We start from the raw sequence: 17,217 nt of genomic DNA on the forward strand, positions 1-17,217 counted from the left end.
TAGAATCGGACGACACACATACCCAGCCGGATCGTCATGGCGGAACCTGCTCAGCTCTTCGCGCAACTGGTCGACGCGTTCAACCGCAGGCAATGGCAGCAGGCCCGCGCCATCTCGGGGCGCTTGCTGCCCCTGGTGCCGAACGATCCCAACGTCTGCTACATCACCGGCGTGACGTTCCTGGAACTGGAAGAACTGCCCCTGGCCTTGGGATTTCTGCACAAGGCGGCGGACCTCGCACCCGAGCGCGCGGACTATGCGGCCCAGTTCGCCAAGGCCTTGACCATGGTGCGGCGCTCGCGCGAGGCATTGCAGGCGGCCGACAAGGCGATGGCGTTGCGCCCGTCGGACCCATTTACGCTGGACACGCTGGGGGTGATCTACACCCAGGCGCACATGCACGAACGTGCCGCAGCGGCATTCCGTGGAGCCGTTTCGCTGATGCCGCAACATGCGCCCTATCGCTTCAATCTGGCCACGGCGCTGGTTGCGATCGGCGATCTGAGCGCTGCCGAAGAGGCGCTGGAAAGCTGCATCGCCATCGACCCGACGTTTTGGGGAGCGCATCTCACGCTGGCACAGCTGCGGCGCCAGACGCGGGAGAGCAATCACATCCCGCGCCTTGAGGAGCTGGCCGACGCTCATCCAACGGACGTCAACGCGCAGACCTTCATCAACATGGCGTTGGCGAAAGAACACGAGGACCTGGGCGATTACCCGGCTGCCTTCGAGCGCCTGGGCAAGGGCAAGTCGGCCGGCAAGGAGGCGCGCGGATATGCCATCCGCACCGATGAAGCGTTGTTTGATGCCATAACGCGGCAGTTTCCCGAGCCCCTGGCTGCGGCCTCGGGCGATCCAAGCCACGAACCCATCTTCATCATTGGCATGCCGCGGTCGGGCACGACGCTGGTCGAGCGCATTGTTTCGAGCCACCCGGATGTCTATTCGGCCGGCGAGCTGCAGAACTTCGGTGCGATACTGAAACGCCTCAGCGGCAGTACCACCTTCCCCATGATCGACCTGGACACCATTGCGCGCACCGGGAACCTCGACTGGGTAAAGTTGGGGTCGGATTACCTGGCCAGTACGCGGCCGGCCACAGCGCAGCGCCCTCGCTTCATCGACAAACTGCCGCACAACTTCCTGTATGCAGGTCACATCGCCCACGCGCTGCCCAACGCGCGCATCATTTGTCTGCGCCGCGACCCCATCGACACCTGCCTGAGCAATTTCCGCCAGCTGTTTTCCCAGCTGTCGCCACTCTACGGCTATTCGTTCGATCTGTTGGACACGGGGCGCTATTTCGCTCTGTTCGATCGCCTGATGGCGCACTGGCGACGCGTGCTGCCCGGACGCATCCTCGAAGTGGAATATGAGTCGCTGGTAGACGCGCAAGAAGAGCACACGCGCCGCCTGCTCGATTTTTGCGGGCTGCCGTGGGACGAGCGCTGCCTGCAGTTCGAGAAGAACGATGCGCCGGTCAATACCGCAAGTGCGGTGCAGGTGCGCGCACCCATGTATCGAACGGCCATCCGGCGCTGGAAGAAGTACGAGGATCAGTTGTCGCCGCTGTTCGAGGTGCTTGAACAGGCAGGCGTTGGGTTCGAGCGCTGAGCGCTGCATGCCTCAAATGAAACGGCCCCGCTTTCGCGGGGCCGTCTTTGCATCAATCAAGCAACCGTGACCGGTTACTTGGCAGTTCCGCCAAAGCTGTACTTCGCTTCCAGGTAGATCGCACGGCCGTACACGTTGTAGTTGAGCGTGTTGTACGGCTGGTTGAAGGTGCCAGGATAGCTGTCGTCCTTGGGCGGCATCTTGTTGAACACGTTGTTCACCAGCAGCGAGAGACCGAGGCTCTTGATCGGGTTGTAGGTCACGCTGACGTTGTACAGGATCCACGGCGGCAGCTTGCCGGTGCCCGGCGCCTCATAGCTGTTGAGCACGCTGGCCAGATAGTTCGGCGTGCTGCCATAGCGGTTGAAGTACGCCGTCGCACTCCAGTCGTCGAGCGACCAGGTGAGCGAGCCGTTGACCTTGGACTTGAAGTCCGTGCTGTAGAACGGTTCGCGCAGCACGTCGATCTTCGGATCGATCACGAAGTCCTGGGTCGTGTGCTTGAGGATGTCCGAGTAGGACAGCGCAAACGCCAGGTTGCCGAACGCACCGACCGGCTGCAGGTAGTTGAAGTTCGCCGTGACGGCGTTCACCTGCTCGTTGGCCAGGTTGAGCTTGGGCGTGGAGATGTTGGTGATCTGGCCAAGCAGATTGCCCTTGCCCGGTCCGCGTGTAATCAGGTTGAAGGCCTGGGCGCAGGTGCCGGACTTCGGATCCAGCGTGCCGATGTCGCACAGGTATTCGGTCTGGGACAGCTTGTCCGGATCGACCTGGGTGACTTCGTTGTTGATATCCCAATGCAGGTAGTCGGCACTGATGGACATACGCTCGATCGGCGCCCACACGAAGCCGTAGCTCCACACCTTGGCGGTGATCGGCTGCAGCGCAGGGTTGCCGTAGGTCAGGCCCTGGTACTGCGTGGCGTCATAGGGAATCGGGCACTTGGTTGGCGCCACCGCCGGCGCAAAGCCGAGGCGAGCGCAGTTGAGGTAGTCGGTGACCGAGTCGTAGTAGCCGCTGGGCCGCTGGAATTCATCGGCCAGCGTAGGCACCTTGAAGGCCGAACCATAGCGACCGCGCAGCAACAATGTTTCGAGCGGCCGGTACTCGATACCCGCGTTGAACGTGGTGTGATCCACGGTCTGGCTATCGACTTTGTAGGCGTCGTAACGCGTGGACAGGTCCATGGTGACCTGTTCCATCAGCGGCAGGCGCAACTCCGCCGTGGTCGCGAAACGCGAGCGATGGCCTGCACCTGGCGTGGCGCTGGTGCCGTACACGTAGCTCTGCTGATTGCCGTTGACGTCGGTGATGGTCTCCAGCAGGCGCGGATCCGGCGAGGAATCCCAACCCTGGTTGCCGCCTTCCATCACGAGCGCGAGACCGGCCTCACCGCCGCCGATCTGGAACAGGGACTGGTTGGTCACCTGGCCGCGGAGCAGGTTGTCCCAGGTCTTGGCATGGGACGTGGTGTAGCCGGTGAAGCTGCGGAAGTCCGACGGAGAAATCTGGTTGTACAGCGCCGCGTAGTTCGGCGTGAACACCGGATAGCCCGAATACGTGCCCTGCTGGCGGCCCATCACATGATCGGCAAAGTACTGCTCGATCGGACCGGTGAAGCGCTGGAAGTCGCGGTTGGTCAGCTGATCGTCGGAGTGGGTGAAGCCGAGGTCGTAGTCCCAGTTGGACTGGCCGAACGTACCCTTGCCACCCAGGGTCAACATGTACGAGCTGTCGTACTGCTTGCTCATGATGTTGGAGAAACCACCCACTTCTTCGGGCGTGAAGATTTTCTGCGCGAGCACCAGGTCGCCGTTACCGCCGTTGCGCGTCGGATCCCAGAAGTAGCCTGCCGTACTGCCGGCGGTGGCAACGCTGGTGCCCCAGAACGTGGTGTTGCTGCCCGACGTGAACTTCTGCTCTTCGTAGTTGTAGAGCAGGTCGCCGTAGAGCTGCAGGTTGTCGTTGACGTCGAAGGTGGAATGCGAATAGAGGTTCGCGGTCTTGTCGTCGTTGGCAATCGTCGCGTAGCCGGCGCTGTACTGAGAGCCGCAGTAGTCACCCTTGCCCGCGCGGTTTTGCTTCATTTCGGTGCCGCCGTAGCCGCTAGCCACCGTGGAGCAGTTGTTCGGATCAAGGAACAGGTACTTGCCAGTCAAACCGCTCGCGAACAGATAGTCGCGCGATGCGGTCGGCGGCGTCGTGCCATCGGTGAAGTACTGCTTGGTCAGGTCGCGCTGATAGCCCCAGATCGGCTTCTTCTGTTCGTACTGGACGCCGATCATGGTGTTGAATTTGCCGAAGGTGAAGCTGTCGGCAAAGCTGATGCGCTGACTTGAGCCGCCACCCTCGCTGTAGCCACCCGCACGCACGTCGATGGTCGGAGCGTCCACATGCTTCTTCAGCACGATGTTGACGACGCCGGCGATGGCGTCAGAGCCGTACAGCGACGACTGGCCGCCCGGAAGAACGTCGATGTGATCGACCATCTCCATCGGGATGTTGCTCAGGTTGTTGAAAATGTCGCTGCCGTTGTACAGGCCGGGGAAGTCACCCATCGGCCGGCCGTCGATCAGGTACTTGGTGAAGCCCACGGGCAGACCGAACATGCTCAAGGTCTGCGCACCGGTGGTGAACGAGTTGTTGTTCTGCGGGCCCTGCACACTACCCGTTGCGAACGAGGCCTGTTGCAGCGCTTCGGCCACGGTTGTGAAACCGCGTGCCTTGAGGTCTTCCGCGGTGATGCTGATCACCGGTTGCGCCGTTTCCACTTGTGACTGCGGAATCAGTGAGCCGGTGACCGTGACGGCCTCCAGCTTCTTGGCCTTCTTGGCGTCAACCGTGTCCTGTGACTGGCTTTGCGTGCCCGAGGCATCCTGCGGCATCGGTGACGGTGCATCTGCTGCATAAACCGACGAATAACCGAACGCCATGGCTGCCAGCACGGCAACCGTGAGCTTGGACTTCAACATGTTGTCTCCCCTACTAAAGAGCAAAGATTTGAGATCGTTTGCTGCCGCGTCATGAGTTGTGCCGGCTCCCCCCGGACACATCCCTACGTTGAAAAAGCGTTAGCGCTTACGGCTTGTTTAGCTGACGGCTTGCTGAATAAACCGCAAATTTATGTTTAGCACGGGACAAATTTTTTACACAACCGTTTCTTCTTGCGATTTCGCAAGTGCATGAAATAGCGGGTTTTTTTCGCAGGAATATGACAATTCGCTGTAGGGATTCCCCTACAAATCGGACGTCCAAGCCTCGGAGCTCGTTCAGGCACGCCAGGAGCGACGCAAGCGTATGGAAACAAAAAAGCCCCGCCAGGCTGGCGGGGCTTTCGAGGGCAGGCGGATGACTCCGCTCGCCGGGTCAGGTCGGGTCTGAAGACATCAACCGTTGCTGGTATGGCCCCCGAAACGCCATTGCAGCTGCAGCATCACCTCGCGGCCGTACACGTTGTAGTTCTCGTTGTTGTAGTACGGGAACGTACCGGCGTAGGAACCATCCTTGGGCGGCATCTTGTTGAACAGGTTGTTGGTCAACAGCGACACGTCCACGTCGCGGGTGGGCGAGTAGGTGAAGCTCCAGTTCCAGGTGATCCACGGCGCCACCTTGGCATCGCCAGGGAAGTTCGGACCGTTGATCAGGCCGGTGTAGTTCGGCGACGGTCCATAACGATGCCAGTACAGCGTGCTCGACCAGGTGTCGTGCAGCGACCAGCCCAGCGAACCGCTGGTGATGCTCTTGAATTCGGAGCTGTACAGCGGGTTGGTGAGCTGGTTGATGGTCGGGCCGCCCGGATAGATCTGGTAGTCATGCTTGAGCATGTCGTTCCAGTCGAACTGCAGGTTGAACTGGCCGATCGCGGTGGGATTGAACAGATACTTGATTTGCGAGGTCACCGACTCGGTCTGTTCGCTCGACACGTTGATGTAGTACTGCGTGATGTTGGTGACCTGGTTGGTGAACGGGTCACGCTGCACCTGCGTCGTCGCCGCCACGCAATCGGGCGAATTGGCCGGCAACTGGCCTTCCAGGCACTGCGCGTTTTCCTTCATCAGCAAGTCGGCTGGCTGCGGCGCCACTTCGTTGCTGATGTTGATGTGCAGGTAGTCGGCGGTGATGCTGAGGTTGCTGATCGGCGCCCACACGAAGCCGACTGACCAGCTCTTGGCCGTGGTCGGCTTGAGTTTGGGATTGGCCAGGGTGAGGCCCGACACTTCGGTGCTGTAGTTCTGGCTGCAGTTCTGACCATTGCCCTGGGTCTGGCACAGGTAGTAGTCGGTGACGTTCTGATAGTTGCCGCTGGGCCCCAGGTACAAGGCCGACATGTCGGGCGCGAGGAACGAGGTGGAGTAGTTGCCGCGCAGCAGCAAGGTTTCCCACGGGCGGAATTCCAGGCCCGCCTTGTAGGTGAACTTGCCGGTGTCGCTGCCCGACGCCCGGTAGCGGTCATAACGACCCGACAGGTCGACCGTCAGCATCTTCCAGATCGGCGCGTTGAATTCGAACGCCGACGCCGCATGGCTGCGCGTGCCGCCACCCGAGGTGCCGGTGAGTCCCCACACTTCGTTGTTCAAGATCAGCGGATTGATCGGCTCATACCAGGCCTGGCTGCCGCCTTCCACCAGCACCGCCAACGCCGCATCGCCGCCCGGCAGCGAAAACAGGCTGCTGTTGCTGACGGTGGCGCGCGTGTTGTTCACCCACGTGTTGGATTCGCTGCTGATGTTCTGCATGAAGCTGGCCAGCTGGGCCGGCGTCAGGGGGGTGTAGAACTGCGCATAGTTCGGGTTGTAGATGTTCAGGCCGGTGTTGGGGTCGTTGCCCAGCGACGGACCAAGGATGTTGCCGAAGAAGCCGTCCACCGCCGCCGCCATGCGCTCAGGGGTGCTCGAGGTGGTGCGATCGCCGGAGCGCACGAAGTAGATGTCCCACAACCAGTTCGAATCGCCGAAGCTGCCGTTCGCGCCGATATCGGCCTGGTACATCAGGTCATCCTGGCGGCCCAGCTGGTTGTAGTAGTTGTTGCCCACTTCTTCCGGACCGAACACGCGCTCCGGATAGAGGATGTGGCCGTTGGTGTCTTCGATCAGGCCACCCGGATAGTCGATCGGGCCCCACCAGTTGTAGTCCGACCCGGGCGTCCATTTCTGCTGCTGCCAGTCGACCAGCGCGTCGCCGTAGAAGCGCACGTAGTCGTTGAGGTTGTACTTGAGCTTGAGCATGCCGTCGTAGCTGCGGCTCTGGTTCTGCAGCGTGGTGTAACCGTAGACGTCGTTCGAACCGCAGAAGGTGCCGGTGCGGCTGGTATCGGTCGAATGCGCGTTGACGGTGGTGCCCTTGAACAGGCCGCTCATCGCCGCGCAGTTGTCCGGTGGGCTGATATAGCCCTGCACCGCGCCGCTGTACGTATCGAGCGTGCCGTAGTCGAGCACGCGCGCCACTGTGACCGGCGTGGGATTGGTTGCGGTGAACGAGCGCTGGTACGCCCAGATCGGCGACTGGTTGTCGAACTCCACCGCACCGAGCACGTCGAGCTTGCCGAACTGGTGGCCGAAGGTCAGCGACAGGCGCTGGCTGGAACCGCCGCCGCCGTCATAGCCGCCCGCGCGCACCAGCACCTCGGCACCATCCATGTGCTGCTTGGTGACGATGTTCACCACGCCGGCGATGGCCTGCGAGCCGTAGATGGACGAGGCACCACCGGGCAACACGTCGATGTGGTCGATCATCGCCAACGGGATGTTGGAGATATTGGTGAAGTTGCTCTGGCCGTTGTACAGCTCGCCGAACTGGGTGATCGGCCGACCGTCGATCAAGGTCAGCGTGTACTCGGGATTCAAGCCATACAGGCTGATGGTCTGCGCGCCCTGGGTGAAGCCGCCGCTGGCCTGCGGACCTTGCACGGAACCGGTGGACATCACCGAGCTCTGCAGCACCTCGCTCACGCTGTTGAAGCCGCGGGCTTTGATTTCCTGGCTGGTGATCGTGTAGATCGGCGCGGCGGTCTGGATCTGCGCGTTGTTGATCAGGGTGCCGCTGACGGTGACCGCGTCGAGGCGTTTGGCCTTCTTCTGCGCATCGGTATCGGTGGATGAATCCTGCGCCGGATCGGCGCCTGGACCATTGGCGGCGGCACTGCCCGGCTGGGCGCTGCTGCCTGCATCGGTAGTTGCGGCGAAGGCTGGCGCGCAGCCGAACGCCAAGGCCGCCAGCACGGCGGCCGTGAGCTTGGACTTCAACATGGATCTCCCCTACATCGAAGCTATGAATGGATGTCCTGCACGCGCATCTGCGCACGACCGACGATTCCGGCGTCCCCGTCTCCCGCGGGTGTTGTCATCATTTGGACGCCCAAATGAAATCATCTGTTGGGCTTTCTAACACGAAGAAGGCGCATCGCAACAGGCCCGTAAAACTCGCAAATAATTGATGCGCAAGAACTATTTTCTTGCATTACAGAGTTGCGATGCGATCGCAGGAAAGCCTTCCCATTCGCAGGTCGCTGCTGATGGCGCGCAACACACTGCGTTCGTTCGCAAGGGCGAACGGACGGTGTGCGGTTCTTGCGTTGGCGTGCGCGGATGCGCGCGGCGACTCAGATCAGCCGTTCGGCTTCCAGCTCGCTCTTGAGATACGCGTAGTAGATCGGTGCGGCAATCAGGCCGGCCAGTCCGAAGGCGGCCTCCATCAGCAGCATCGCCACCAGCAACTCCCACGCGCGTGCACGGATCTGGCTGCCCACGATGCGTGCGTTGAGGAAGTACTCAAGCTTGTGGATGAGTATCAGAAAACCCAGCGCGGCGATGCCCACGCCCAGCGAAATCGACAGGCCGGCAATGGTGATCGCCGTATTGGAAATCAGATTGCCGATCACGGGCAGCAGGCCAACGATGAAGGTCACCACCACCAGGGTCTTGGCCAGCGGCACGTGGATGTCCAGCAGCGGCAGCACGCCGAGCAGGAAGATCGCGGTGAAGATGGTGTTGAGCAGCGAGATCTTGATCTGCGCGAACACGATGTTGTGGAACGCTTCCGCCAGGCGCTGCGCGCGCAGGCCCAGCGCAGAGGCCAGCGGCCCCACCTGGTGCGCGGGACGCGCGCGGCTGAGCGCCACGATCGCACCGAGCACCATGCCGATCAGGATGTGCACGAACACGCGCGCCGCTTCCTTGCCGATGGTCTGCAGGCTCACCGAATGCTTGCGCGTGAGCTCCAGCGCCATCAGGCGCAGGTCGTCCACGCTGTCCGGCAACCAGCCGACCACGGTGCCCGGCAACTGCTCGCGCGCCTTCTCGACCAGCGGCATCAACTGCTGCTGCCACAGCAGCTCGGGATTGCCGATTTCATTGCGCAGAAAACTCACCGCGCCAAGTATCAACAACACCAGCAGGCCCACCACGATGGTGGCCAGCAAGGCCACCACCAGCACACGCGCCCGGTCGCTGGGCACGCGCTTGCCCAGCAGCGGCGCGGTGGACTGCACCAGCTCGTAGACCAGCAGGCCGGCAAAGAGCGCGGGCAACAAGCGCAGGCCCAGCACCAGCACCAGCACGAGGCCGGCCAGCACGTAGCTCGTGATGCGGATGGCGGGCGACGGCGGGCGGACGATCGAGGCGGGTTCCATGCAACTTCATGCCGGCAACGGGGATGCGTGCAGTCTGTCAGCAGACCATGACGGCCGCCAGCCTCGTCAACGGGCTGCCGCCATTCTTTTCACAGACACGCTCCGGTCACGCCCGCGGCATACTCGAGACCGCAAGACCCTCAGAGGTGTCCGAGAACCCAGGTTTACTTGTTGCCATCCAATGCAAGGAACGGGATGGGCGCGTTGGCGTAGATATGCTGCGGCAACTCACCATTCCATTTCTCCGCCTTGATCTTTTCGACCTCGATACGGCGCAGTTCCAGGACATCCTTGCTCTTGGCCAGGGCATCGCTTTGTGCCCGGAGGGCTTCCGCCTGCGCATTGGCGGCGGTCACGGTGGCATAAGCCTCACCATCGGCCTGTGCCTTCAACGCATCGGCATCGGCCTGCGCAGTGACCACCTTGGCGCGCTGCTCGGCCTCGACCGTCCTCACCTTGTTCTCCGCCGCAAGGCGCAACTGTTCCTGCGTGACCTTTTCGTTGATGGCGTGCATATAGGTGTCGGAGAAAGAGAAATTGCGCATGTCGATATTGATCACCTGCGCGCCGTACATGTTGAGTTTCTCTTTCAGCGCCAGGTTGATGTCCACCGATACCTGCGAACGCTTGGCAATCAGGTCCGGTGCGGAATAGCGCGCGGTCACGGCCTTGAAAACTTCCTGCGTGGCGGTCTGCACGTAGGAGGAAAGATCGCCGTTGTGGCTGTACTTTTCGTACACCTCGGACACGCGATCGGTCTGGATGCTGTAGCGCACGGTGAGGCTGACCTTGACGGGCTGCGTGTCACTGGTGCTGCCGTCCGCTTCGTCGATCTGCGCTTCCTCGGCGCGGATGCTGAAAAGCGCCAGACTCTGCCACGGCGGCACCACCACCAGGCCCTCGGGTTCGATCTTCTTGATGGCGCCAAACTGCGTCAGCACGCCACGCGACCCCGTGGGCACTGTGCGGAATGGCCAGAACGAGATGAGCAGGACGAGTGCCACTGCCAACACGATGATGTTGCGCAAAAGCTTGGCGCGGTTGATGTTGCCGTTTTCGATCAGAAGCATCGATGGACATCCTTGTTGAGAGAGAAGACAGGCACCGGCGCAGGCGCGGTCCAACCGCAGCCCGGGCCCGTGTCCGGCAAGAGTATGAGAAGAACCCCCGCGGCGAATGTAGGGTGACCTCGCACTGTCGTAAAGTTGCGCGATCCTGCGCGACCCGCTTTCAGAGGTTTGTTTATGTCCTTACGTTTGCCGACGGCACTCGCCGGCCTGGTTCTGCTTGCCGGTTGCTCCAACACCACGCCGACCAAGGCGCCGGTGGCGCCAGCTACACCGGTCGCCGCCGTGCCGGCCGCGCCCGGCACGCCCGCCGATGACAACCTCAATGCCGTCGCCTGGAGCCAGACGGCGATCGAGCATGACCTGATCTATCTGCAGACCTACCGCGACGCGCAGGCCCGCCTGCCGGCTGCGCTGGCCGACAAGCAGTGGGATGCGCTGCCCAAGGACGACCGCGTAGCGCCGGTGAAGGACCTCAAGCCGGCCGTGGTGCTGGACATCGACGAGACCGTGCTCGACAACTCGCCCTACCAGGCGCGCCTGATCAAGAGCGGCGGCGAGTACAACGAGGCCGACTGGGCCGCCTGGTGCAACGAGCAGCGCGCCCGCGCCCTGCCGGGCGTGGTGGAGTTCACCCAGTTCGCCGCCAAGCACGGCATTGCGGTGATCTATATCTCCAACCGCGCCAAGGACCTGGATCAGGCCACCCTGGCCAATCTGCGCAAGGCCGGCCTGCCGGTGGCCGGTCCCGAGTCCTTCCTGGGCCTGGGCACCTTTGTCGAGGACTGCGAGCAGATCGGCACCGAGAAGGGCTGCCGCCGCCAGCTGATCAGCCACAAATATCGCGTTTTGATGCAGTTTGGCGACCAGATCGGCGATTTTGTGACCGTTCTGGCCAATAATGCCGAAGGTCGCCAGAAGGCCATGAAGCCCTATATGGACTGGGTCGGCACCCGCTGGTTCGTGCTGCCCAACCCGACCTATGGCGCATGGGAGCCGGCTCTGTTTAATAATGACTACACGGCCCCGCGCGACGAACGTCGCCGCCAGAAGATCCAGTCGTTGCGTTTTGATTGATTGCAAACAAATAAAAACAATAACTTACGCGACACAACCTAAAGTATTGCTTTAAGTTTGACGGGGAAGTAACATCTTCCCCGCTGACACCTGCTGACCTTGATAACTCCGCAGGCAAGGCCATTTCCCTTCCGGCTCTGCCGGATTACCCCGTGAGGCTCAACGCCCGCGGGGTTTTCTTTTGGTGCTTTCTAAAGAGCGCTTGAACAGGCTCCCAACTTGGTGTCACGCCTCTTGTTCACGCGGAGTCGACACCCTTACGCTCAGCCGACCGCCTCCGGTTGCCTGGCGCCACCAAACGAGACTCCATGCGTCGCTCATCCGTCTACTACGCCGTTGGTGCGTTCATTGCCCTGCTGGTGCTGGCCACGGCGGCCGCGCTGTTCATGACCTCGCACCACAAGGCCGTGGGCCCCGTGCCGGTGGTGGTCGGCGGCGATACGCCCGAGGCGTCGGTGCAGCAGTCGATTGCGCTGATCAAGACCGGCGACTTCGCCGGCTTCTGGAAGCACGCCCTACCCCCGGCCGACTACGACACGCTGCGTGCCGACTGGACGCGCCCGCGCCCCGACGAGCACCCGCTGACGCCCGAAGACCGCGCCGACTTCATCAAGACCATGCAGCAGCTCACCGCGCCCGATGCGGAGACCAAGCTCTACGCGGTGGCCAAGCCCAAGCTGGCCCAGCTGCAGGCGCAGTACCAGGACCAGGTGCCGGTGATGATCGGCATCTTCCAGGCGATCGCCGCCACCGGCGTGTCGCAGAGCAAGGACCTCACCAACCCGCAGAAGCAGCAGGCCACCGAAGTCATCAACGTGTTGGCGCCGTGGGCGCAGACCGTGCCGTGGTTCGACCAGGCCCGCGCCAAACAGGTAGTCGGCATCGCCGTGGCGACCGCCCGCAAGCTCGACCTGAAGACGCCCGAACAGCTGAAGGCGATGGACTTCGACACGGCGATGCAGAAGTACAGCGTCGGCTTCCTGGGCATCAAACAAGCGCTGGCCGTGTACGGACTGTCGGTGGACGACACGCTCGATTCGGCCAAGGTCAGCACGGTGGAGAGCCGCAACGGCCATGCGCACGTCCGCATCGACTACACCTTGCTGGGCAAGCCGCTGGCCACCGAATCCGATCTGGTCGAACAGGATGGCCGCTGGTACAGCGAGGACGTGCTGCAGAACGTGCGCGAGGCGCATGAGCGGCTGCTCGCTCCGCCAGCACCCGCCGGCAGCGCCGCGGCGCCGGCCATGCCGGCCAGCGTCAGCACGCCGATCCAGGCCATGACGACCAAGCCACCGGCCAAGCACTGAAGCCCGGCAAAACACCTTGTTTACTTCCGCTCCGGTAAAAGGCCGGGGCGGTGCCCTGGTGCCGCTCGCCGTCGGCGCCAGCATGCGCTCGAACGGTTCCGCCCAACCGCCAACATTCCGGCTCACCGGGTCGCACCAGTTACAATTGGGGAATGCAGAATATGTCGACCACGGACTCTCCCGCCCGTAGCCGCGCGCCCTGGTGGTTCAACCTGGCCGGGCAGTTGCTCGAACCCTGGATGCGCATCCGCCGCGATCCCGCCGAACCGGCCGCCTTGCTCAAGGCGGGCATACCGGTTTGCTATGTGATCGAGCGCGATGGCTTTTCCGATGCCCTGATCCTTGAGCGTGCCTGCCGCGAGGCCGGCCTGCCGTCGCCGATGCAGCCGCTGTCGGGCACGCGGCGCAAGCGCTCGGTGTTTGCCCTGGCCCGCCGCGATGGCTGGCTGTTCGGCCGCAGCCGCAAGCGCTCGCCCAGCGAACCGCTGGGCCACCTGGTGCGCTCGCTGGAGGGCGACCCCGAACGGGACGTGCAGATCGTGCCCGTCTCCATCTATGTCGGTCGCGCGCCGACCCGAGAATCGGGCTGGTTCAGCGTGCTGTTCTCGGAAAACTGGGTGGTCGTCGGCCGCTTCCGCCGCATGCTGGCGCTGCTGCTCAATGGCCGCGACACCGTGGTGCACTTTTCCACGCCGGTGTCGCTGCGGACGGTGGTCAACGACGCGGGCGAGATCCGTCCGGAACGGCTCACCCGCAAGATTGCCCGCGTGCTGCGCACGCACTTCCGCCGCATCCGCGCGGCGGTGATCGGCCCCGACCTGTCGCATCGCCGCACCGTGGTCGACTCGGTGCTGAACGCCGAACCCGTGCGCGCAGCCATCGCCGCCACGGCCGCGAAGGAAAACATCAGCCAGGCCAAGGCATGGCGCCGAGCACATGACCTGGTGATGGAGATTGCCGCCGACTATTCGCACCCGGTGGTGCGTTCGGCCTCGTTCCTGCTCTCCAACTTCTGGAACAAGCTGTACGACGGCATCGCCATGCACCACTTCGAAAAGGCCCGCGCTGCTGCGCCGGGCCATGAAGTGGTCTATGTGCCCTGCCATCGCAGTCACGCGGACTATCTGTTGATGTCCTACCAGCTGCATATGTCCGGCGTGGTGGTGCCGCATATCGCGGCGGGCGTGAACCTCAACCTGCCGGTGATTGGACCGATCCTGCGGCGTGGCGGTGCGTTCTTCCTGCGCCGCAGCTTCAAGGGCAATGCGCTGTATTCGGTGGTGTTCAACGAGTACGTGGCGCAGCTGATCGACCGCGGCGTGCCGATGGAATACTTCATCGAAGGCGGCCGCTCGCGCACGGGCCGCCTGCTGGCGCCGCGTGCCGGCATGCTGGCGATGACCGTGCGTGCCTTCCTGCGCGCGCCGCGTCGACCGGTGTTGTTCCAGCCCGTGTACATCGGCTACGAGAAGCTGATGGAAGGCAAGAGTTATATCGGCGAACTCTCCGGCAAGCCCAAGGAGAAGGAATCGCTGATCGGCCTGCTGCGTGGCCTCAAGGTGCTGCGCCAGCGCTATGGCCATGTGGCCCTGAATTTCGGCGAGCCGATCGAACTCAACCCGCTGCTCGACGCCGCCAGCCCCGATTGGCGCAGCGACGATCCGGATGCCAAGCCCGAGTGGCTGGGCCGCGTGGTGGACGACCTGGCCGACAAGATCCAGATCAACATCAACCGCGCCGCGGACATGAACCCCATCAACCTGCTGGCGCTGGCCCTGCTGGCCACGCCCAAGCACGCGATGGCGGAAAACGATCTGCTTTCGCAGCTGGAACTGATGAAGGCGCTGCTGGAAGAGCTGCCTTACTCGGACCGCATGACGCTCACCTCGATGGACCCGGCCGGCATCATCGCCTATGGCGAGCAGATGGGCTGGATCCGCCGCGTGCGCCATCCGCTGGGCGACGTGCTGGTCACCGAAGACGAACAGGCGGTGTTGCTGAGCTATTTCCGCAACAACGTGCTGCACCTCACCGCCACCGCGGCGTGGGTGGCCTCGTGCTTCCTCAACAATCGCCGCATGTCGCGCGCCTCGGTGCTGCGGCTGGGCCGCATCATTTATCCGTTCATCCAGGGCGAGCTGTTCCTGCCATGGGATGCCGACGGTTTCTGCGCGCAGCTGCAGGCCACCATCGATTTCTTCGTGCGCCGCGGCTTGCTCGAAGCCACCGGCGATGGCCGCGTGCTCGAACGCGGGCCGGGCCAGGACGATGCGGCCTTCCAGCTCAAGATCATTGCGCGCAGCCTGATCCAGGCGTTCGAGCGCTACTACATCACCATTGCCGCGCTGGTGAAGAATGGCCCGCACACGCTCTCGTCGGCGGAGCTCGAGAACGCCTGCACGCTCACCGCGCAGCGCCTGAGCATGCTCAACGAATTGTCGGCACCGGAGTTCTTCGACAAGGCGCTGTTCCGCGGCTTCATCCAGAAGCTGCGCGAAAACCGCATCGTGTGGACCGACGACGCCGGCAAGCTCGGCTACGACTCGGGCCTGGAGGACATGGTGCGCGACGCCCGCGTGATCCTCGCCCGCGAAGTACGCCACTCCATCCTCAAGATCACCCCGGGCGGCGACGGCGAGAAGGACGCATCGACCGAGAAGCCGCTGCCCGCCGATGCCACCAGCGAGGCGCTGCATGAGCGTCATGTGGCGGCGGAGCAGCATGAGCATGCGCCTGTTGAGGCGACGGTGGTGGAGACGGTGGTGGTCGAAGAGACTGCGAACGGCGACACGCCTTCGAAGGATTGAGGCAGGGTCGCAGCCATCCATCTTCGGCAGTCATCCGCTTCGCGACCACTCTTCCTACCGTCATCCCGGCGTGCGCCGGGATGACGACGTCCTTTTGCGGTTAGGCCGCAAGATTCAGTAGTGTGAGCTAGCCACACGGCCAGCCCCCATATAGGTAGTTCGTCATGGGTCGGCCGCCCCGGTCTCACCCTAAGATGAGCTCTTACCCCGGGGAGCTCACCATGACCACACGCGTTGCCTTCGCCATCGCTGCAGCCCTTGCGCTGCCCACCGCCATCGCGGCCGAACCCGCGCAGTCCCCGCCGGACGTCACCGTGCTGCAGTGTGCGCACCTGGTCGATACCGCGGCGGGCAAGCTGCTGGGCGAAACCACGCTGGTGATCGAAGGCAAGCAGGTCAAGGAGATCAAGTCAGGCTTCATCGACTACAGCTCCTACGCCAACGCCGCCAAGGCCTCGGGCGCGAGCTTCCGCTACGAGAAGTTCATCAACGGCACCTGCCTGCCCGGCCTGATCGACGCGCACACGCATCTCACCAGCGAAACCAGCCCCTCGGGCTACACCGATCAGTTCCGCTGGAATATTTCCGACTACGCGATCCGCTCCACGGTCTACGCGCGCCGCACGCTGATGGCTGGCTTTACCGCCGTGCGCAATCTCGGCGATGCGGGCAATGAATCCATCTCGCTGCGCAACGCCATCAATGCCGGCATCGTGCCGGGCCCGCGCATCTTCACCGCCGGCCGGCCGATCGGCAGCACCGGCGGCCATGCCGATCCCACTGATGGCTATCGCATGGACCTGGCCGGCAATCCCGGTCCCAAGGACGGCATCATCAACAGCGCCGACGACGCCTATAAGGCGGTGCGCCAGCACTACAAGGACGGTGTCGACGTCATCAAGATCATGCCCTCGGGCGGCGTGCTCGACGAAAGCAGCAGCGCCGACAATGCGCAGATGACCATCGAAGAGATCAAGGCCGTGGTCACCGCCGCGCACGACTACGGCTTCACCGTGGCCGCGCACGCGCATGGCGCCGAAGCGATCCGTCGTGCGGTGCTGGCCGGCGTCGATTCGATCGAGCACGGCACCTTCATGAACGATGAAGACATGAAGCTGATGAAGGAACACGGCACCTGGTACGTGCCCACCATCATCGCCGGCAAGTACGTGCAGGAAATGGCCGCCAAACCGGGCTACTACCCGCCGCAGGTCGCGGCCAAGGCGCTGCAGGTGGGTCCGATCATCCAGACCACGGCGGGCAAGGCGTACAAGGCCGGCGTGAAGATCGCCTTCGGCACCGATGCCGCCGTCTATCCGCACGGCCAGAACGCCAAGGAATTCGAATACATGGTGCAGGCCGGCATGCCGCCGATGTTCGTCCTGCAAGCCGCCACCACGCATGCTGCCGAACTGCTGCACAAGCAGAACGAACTGGGCCAGATCGCCGTGGGCCGCATGGCCGACATCATCGCCGTACCCGGCAACCCGATCGAAGACATCACGGTGATGCAGAAGGTGAACTTCGTGATGAAGGGTGGTGTGGTTTACAAGGAGAGTGGCAAGGAAGCGGTGAACTGAGTTTGCTCTTTTCCCTCTCCCTCTGACCTGCCGGCTTGCCTGTGGGAGCGCACCCTGTGCGCGACTGCCACGCGTGGATGCATCGCTTCGTAGGCTTGTCGCGCACAGGGTGCGCTCCCACAAAGAGCCGCCCGC

9 protein-coding genes are annotated in these 17,217 nt (G+C 63.0%); 5 read left to right on the forward strand and 4 right to left on the reverse strand.

Translation table 11 applies throughout. The features are described 5' to 3' along the window. The first annotated feature begins 36 nt into the window (after positions 1 to 36). Entirely contained in the window at positions 37 to 1,614 is a 1,578-nt protein-coding gene (locus Y882_RS15920) for a tetratricopeptide repeat-containing sulfotransferase family protein (RefSeq protein ID WP_046972931.1), read from the forward strand. A gap of 74 nt (positions 1,615 to 1,688) precedes the next feature. Here Y882_RS15920 and Y882_RS15925 read toward each other — a convergent pair whose 3' ends face one another. The 4 genes from Y882_RS15925 to Y882_RS15940 all read right to left on the reverse strand — a co-directional run bounded on the left by Y882_RS15925 (position 1,689) and on the right by Y882_RS15940 (position 10,311). Continuing rightward, a complete protein-coding gene (locus Y882_RS15925) occupies positions 1,689 to 4,586 on the reverse strand; it encodes a TonB-dependent receptor domain-containing protein (protein WP_052950068.1) in 2,898 nt (965 codons plus the stop codon). Between the two features lie 414 nt (positions 4,587 to 5,000). Continuing rightward, the gene (locus Y882_RS15930) at positions 5,001 to 7,859 is read right to left on the reverse strand and encodes a TonB-dependent receptor domain-containing protein (protein ID WP_052950070.1); all 2,859 of its coding nucleotides are present in this window, start codon (positions 7,857 to 7,859) and stop codon (positions 5,001 to 5,003) included. Positions 7,860 to 8,212: 353 nt separating this feature from the next. Continuing rightward, the gene (locus Y882_RS15935; RefSeq protein WP_046972932.1) at positions 8,213 to 9,241 is read right to left on the reverse strand and encodes an AI-2E family transporter; all 1,029 of its coding nucleotides are present in this window, start codon (positions 9,239 to 9,241) and stop codon (positions 8,213 to 8,215) included. Positions 9,242 to 9,405: 164 nt separating this feature from the next. Beyond that, positions 9,406 to 10,311: a prohibitin family protein gene (locus Y882_RS15940; protein WP_046972933.1), complete on the reverse strand. Its 906-nt coding sequence runs from the start codon at positions 10,309 to 10,311 to the stop codon at positions 9,406 to 9,408. Between the two features lie 174 nt (positions 10,312 to 10,485). On the opposite strand from Y882_RS15940, the gene Y882_RS15945 reads away from it, so the two are divergent. From Y882_RS15945 to Y882_RS15960, 4 genes are all read left to right on the forward strand, one after another. Beyond that, positions 10,486 to 11,385, forward strand: coding sequence for a 5'-nucleotidase, lipoprotein e(P4) family (locus Y882_RS15945; RefSeq protein WP_046972934.1), 900 nt, complete (start codon positions 10,486 to 10,488; stop codon positions 11,383 to 11,385). Positions 11,386 to 11,693: 308 nt separating this feature from the next. After that, positions 11,694 to 12,695, forward strand: coding sequence for a hypothetical protein (locus Y882_RS15950; RefSeq protein ID WP_052950073.1), 1,002 nt, complete (start codon positions 11,694 to 11,696; stop codon positions 12,693 to 12,695). A gap of 152 nt (positions 12,696 to 12,847) precedes the next feature. Then, positions 12,848 to 15,502, forward strand: a complete 2,655-nt coding sequence (gene plsB, locus Y882_RS15955) for a glycerol-3-phosphate 1-O-acyltransferase PlsB (protein ID WP_425479479.1) — start codon at positions 12,848 to 12,850, stop codon at positions 15,500 to 15,502. A 221-nt stretch (positions 15,503 to 15,723) separates the two neighbouring features. Further along, positions 15,724 to 17,082, forward strand: coding sequence for a metal-dependent hydrolase family protein (locus Y882_RS15960; RefSeq protein ID WP_046972936.1), 1,359 nt, complete (start codon positions 15,724 to 15,726; stop codon positions 17,080 to 17,082). Positions 17,083 to 17,217: the final 135 nt, after the last annotated feature.

It is taken from the genome of Dyella japonica DSM 16301 (genome assembly GCF_001010355.1).
Classification (GTDB): Bacteria; Pseudomonadota; Gammaproteobacteria; order Xanthomonadales; family Rhodanobacteraceae; genus Dyella; species Dyella japonica.